The organism is Agreia sp. (assembly GCF_964263775.1).
GTDB lineage: Bacteria > Actinomycetota > Actinomycetes > Actinomycetales > Microbacteriaceae > Agreia.
In genome coordinates this window covers 1-4,680 of record NZ_CAXVWM010000093.1, presented here as the reverse complement: position 1 = coordinate 4,680, position 4,680 = coordinate 1, and the positions used below count along the sequence as shown (strand labels likewise).

Sequence of the window (4,680 nt, the reverse complement as noted above, 5' to 3'; positions counted from 1 at the left end):
GAGCACGGCTCGGGCCTGGTCGATCTCGCCGATCGCCACACTGGCTCCGAGACTCGCCATTCCCTCGCTCGGAGCGGTGCGGCCGAGCAGCAGCCGCAGCAGCGTCGACTTGCCGGCCCCGTTCGGCCCGGTGATGCCGATCCGGTCACCCGCGTCGACCTGCAGCGACACCGGACCAAGCGTGAAATCTCCCTGGCGGACGACTGCCGACGACAGGGTGGACACCACTGAACTCGACCGGGGCGCCGAGCCGATGGAGAACTGCAGCTGCCACTCCTTGCGCGGCTCCTCGACCTCGTCGAGGCGAGCAATGCGGCTCTCCATCTGGCGCACTTTCTGGGCCTGCTTCTCGCTCGACTCGGCCGCTGCTTTTCGCCTGATCTTGTCGTTGTCGGGCGATTTCTTCATGGCGTTGCGCACGCCCTGGCTCGACCACTCGCGCTGGGTGCGGGCGCGGCCCACGAGGTCGGCCTTCTTCTCGGCGAACTCGTCGTATTCCTCGCGGGCGTGTCTCTTGGCCGTCTCGCGCTCCTCGAGAAACGCGTCGTATCCGCCCCCGTAGACGCGGTTCGAGCCCTGGGCCAGATCGAGCTCGACGACGCGGGTCACGCTCGACGCGAGAAACGCCCGGTCGTGGCTCACCAGAACCACTCCCCCTCGCAGGCCACGGATGAAGCCCTCGAGTCTCTCGAGGCCGTCGAGGTCGAGGTCGTTGGTGGGCTCGTCGAGCAGCACGATGTCGAACCGCGACAGCAGCAAGGCCGCGAGTCCGACCCGGGCGGCTTGGCCACCCGAGAGCGAGGTCATCAGCGCATCCGACGACAGCGCGAGTCCCAGCTCGGCGAGAACGACGGGCAGCCGGTCGTTGAGGTCGGCGGCGCCGCTGGCCAGCCAGCGTTCGAGGGCTGCCGAGTAGGCGTCGGCCGGATCGGGTGCGCCCGGCGCGACGCCCGCAATTTCTCCGAGCGCCTCGGCTGCGGCATCCATCTCGCGCGTCGCGACCGTGGTGCCCGTGCGTCGCCCGACGTACTCGGCGACCGTCTCGCCGACGACGCGCTCGTGCTCCTGCGGCAGCCAGCCCACGAACGCGTCGCCCGGCGCGAGCGTGACCGTTCCCTCGAGCGGCGCGTCGAGGCCGGCGAGGATACGCAACAGGGTCGATTTGCCGGCCCCGTTGGCGCCAACGACGCCCACGATGTCTCCGGGGGCGACGGTGAGATCGAGCGAGCTGAAGAGTGTGCGGTGGGCGTGGCCTCCGGCCAGGCCCTTGGCCACGAGCGTTGCGGTCATGACTCCATGGTCTCAGTACCGCGGGCCCTGTGCGACGTGGCCGGTCGCGGCCTGGCGGGCTAGAACTTGGCACCCCAGTCGCAATGGATTCGGTCTTTCAACCCATGCGTTACGAGACGTCTCGCGGTCGCGTCGGCGGTATGGTTCGACCATGGCACGGGTGTTGGTGATCGGCGGTGGTATCGGCGGACTGTTTGCTGCTCGCCGGCTTGCGAGCGACCAGCATCAGGTGACGGTGGTCGAGCGTGCTTCGGAGCCGGTTGCGATAGGGGCTGGCCTAATCCTTCCGGGAGAGAGCATTGCTGTTCTGGAGCGAGCCGGTGTGAAAGCACGCTCTGTTGCTCAGCCGCTTTCGGCCCTACAAATCACTGGACCAGACGGCCGCCCAAGGGCCGCCGTCGCGAATCGTTTCTCACTGTCTCGTCCCGATCTAGCCGCCGCCCTTCTCGATGGCCTGCACAATTTAGTCGACCTTCGGTACGGATGCACCGTTCGAGAATTCAGCCCGGGACGAAGTGAAGTAGATGTGGTGCTGGGAACCACAGGCGAGTCCTTTGACTTTGTGGTCGGCGCCGACGGTATCCGCTCTCAAACACGTTCTGCGCTATCTCCTGCGGTTTCATTGCGTTCCTCCGGTCAGGTGTGTTGGCGTGGAATCGTTGACGGCGCGCGAGGAGATGTAGCTACCGAGATGTGGGACGGATTCCACCGCGTTGGAGTGGTACCTCTTCGACAGCAACGCAACTACGTCTACATCGTGCAATCCGGCACCGAGAACACCGTTCCCAGGGAACATATCGGCTTGATTGGTGGGGTGGGAACAAGGCGTGAGACGGAAGCGATCACGGCCATGCAGGATCTTCACTCAGACAAGGTGCTGTTCCACGAGTTGTGGGAACTGAGCAGACCATTTTGGGGTTCCGGACGGGTGGTCCTTATTGGAGATGCCGCCCACGCCATCACCCCTAACCTCGGTCTCGGTGCTGCGCTGGCGATAGAGGACGGGGATGTGTTGACGTTGGTCATTCGTAAAGGTGCGGAGCACGCTATCCGCCGGTACCGTACTCGGCGAACGGCACGTGTACATGCCATCCAACTCGCCTCACGCGCCATCGGTATGACCGCCCATAGCAATCACCGTGCAGTGACATTTCTTCGCCACCACCTTGGATTACAGGCGATTGACACGAGCCCGCCGAGATGACCTAGCGACAAGATCTTGGTCGTCTCATAACGCTAGGGATACGAGGCGTCGCATCCATCTCATCACGGCGACGCCGCTGATAAAACGCATTAGTCAGGTTCTACATACCGACCCGACGCCGCGATTCTCGTAACTATGTCTCGAAACCTCGTCCCTGACTTTTGGCGGATTCAGGTGGTGAGCGCAACACCCTGAGTCGTGTGGGGTGTTTTCGATGGCAAGACCTATGTCGCCGTTGGCTGTTCGGTTGGCATTCTGGAACGGGTTGGACGAGGGGCTGGCAACGTCGGCCGCTGCGCGAGCTGCGGGAGTGTCGCGGGCGACCGCGTATCGGTGGCTCGGCGAAGATCGACAGGTGCTGCCATCACCGCTTCAGAACTTCGCCGTCACTCGTCCTGGGTCGTTGTCATTGCGGGAGCGGGAAGAGATCGGCTTCCAGCTCGCCACGGGCCAAGGGATTCGACGGATCGCTGCCCTGCTCGGTCGTGCGCCTTCCACGGTGAGCCGCGAAGTCGCAAGGAACCGGGTCTATGACCGGTATGTGCCCTCTTTGGCGCAGGAACAGGCGTGGGCGAGGGCCCGCCGTCCTCGAGCGCGGAAGTTGGACGGGCTAGCGTTACGAGGACAGGTCGTATCGATGCTCACCGAACGGTTCAGCCCCGAACAGGTCGCGGGCCGGCTCCGCCTCGAGCATCCCGAGGAAGTGGAGATGCAGGTGTCCCACGAGACCATCTACCAAGCCCTCTACGTTCAAGGCCGCGGATCGTTGCGGTTAGAAATCGCAACCGCCCTGCGCTCCGGGCGCGCACGACGCCGCCCCCAAAGACCAGACGGCCCCAAAGCAGGACGGTTGCCGGGCATGGTCATGATCTCTGACCGGCCCGCCGAGATCGAAGACCGCGCCGTTCCCGGGCATTGGGAGGGCGACCTCATCATCGGTTCAACATCGACAAAGTCCGCTATCGGCACCCTCGTTGAACGCACCAGCGGGTTCGTGATGCTGCTGCACCTACCCGGCGACCACACCGCCGCTACGGTATCCGCCGCGATGATTGAAGCGATGAACACCCTCCCGGAGCAGCTGCGCCGGTCGGTGACGTGGGACCAGGGCCGGGAGATGGCCAAGCATCAGGACATCACGATGGCGACCGGGATGCCGATCTATTTCTGCGACCCGCACTCGCCCTGGCAACGCGGGAGCAACGAGAACACGAATGGGCTCCTGCGGCAGTACTTCCCGAAAAGCACCGACCTTTCCTTCCACGGCCCAGGGATCCTCGAGAACGTGGCTGCGGAACTCAACGCCAGACCTCGAAAGCGCCACGGCTACCGCACCCCCGCAGAAGTCCTCGCCGAGATACTCTCGAACCCATCAAATCAAATCGGTGTTGCACTCACCACCTGAATCCGCCACCCATGGGATGCGAGACTGTCTCGCGATCGACCACGCCAATGAACGATCACAGAACACCGCCACTTACCGATCAAGTCCACACACGATCAGGCAGGACGGCGCTCCATATCGACGTGACGCGCAGCTGTATCTTGAGTCTGTAGCGAAACGTTTCGGTAAAAGAGGGAAGTCATCATGATCATCGTCGCCCTAGTGCTGGCAGCTCTCGCCGCGGTGCTGCACGTCTACATCTTCTTCATGGAATCGCTGGCCTGGGACGGCCCCGCCGCACGCAAGACCTTCGGACCGGCATCCACCGCGGAGGTCGAGGCGACCCGCCCGCTCGCGTACAACCAGGGTTTCTACAACCTGTTCCTGGCGATCGTCACGGTCATCGGAATCGTCTTCGTACTCGTGAGCACGTCGCCGGTGGGGCCTGCCCTCGTTCTCGTCGGCACGGGTTCGATGCTCGCGGCGGCGACGGTACTGTTCCTGTCGTCTCCCTCCAAGCGGTCGGCCGCCGTTCGGCAGGGCACGCTTCCCCTTCTGGCCGTGATCGCGACGGTCATCGCTATCGCCGGCTGAGGCCCGAGCGCACGGGCCCCGAGCGAACCGTGTAGAGATCCGGGCCTTCGATCGAGCAGTCTCGTGCCGAGCGATTGAGAAGACCGACGCGTCAATGGGATCGGAGATCCCTGTTGGACTTGGCCGGGCATCGGCGCGCAGGCTGGAGTCATGGAATACACACACCTCGGACGAACCGGTCTGCGCGTCTCGCGCGTGGTGCTCGGCA

At 64.1% G+C, this 4,680-nt stretch carries 4 protein-coding genes; 3 read left to right on the top strand and 1 reads right to left on the bottom strand.

Features of this window, described 5'->3' with window-relative positions; genetic code table 11:
• On the bottom strand, nucleotides 1-1,290 hold a 1,290-nt coding region (locus ACE5CZ_RS07525; protein WP_374946711.1), incomplete at its 3' end, for an ATP-binding cassette domain-containing protein.
• 151 nt (nucleotides 1,291-1,441) lie between these two features.
• Here ACE5CZ_RS07525 and ACE5CZ_RS07520 point away from each other — a divergent pair.
• The 3 genes from ACE5CZ_RS07520 (at nucleotide 1,442) to ACE5CZ_RS07510 (ending at nucleotide 4,472) form a co-directional block, all read left to right on the top strand.
• On the top strand, nucleotides 1,442-2,494 hold the full coding sequence (locus tag ACE5CZ_RS07520; protein ID WP_374946710.1) for an FAD-dependent monooxygenase: 1,053 nt from the start codon (nucleotides 1,442-1,444) through the stop codon (nucleotides 2,492-2,494).
• Nucleotides 2,495-2,741: 247 nt separating this feature from the next.
• Nucleotides 2,742-3,899: an IS30 family transposase gene (locus ACE5CZ_RS07515; protein ID WP_374946709.1), complete on the top strand. Its 1,158-nt coding sequence runs from the start codon at nucleotides 2,742-2,744 to the stop codon at nucleotides 3,897-3,899.
• A 183-nt stretch (nucleotides 3,900-4,082) separates the two neighbouring features.
• Entirely contained in the window at nucleotides 4,083-4,472 is a 390-nt protein-coding gene (locus tag ACE5CZ_RS07510; RefSeq protein ID WP_374946708.1) for a DUF1304 domain-containing protein, read from the top strand.
• Nucleotides 4,473-4,680 lie beyond the last annotated feature (208 nt).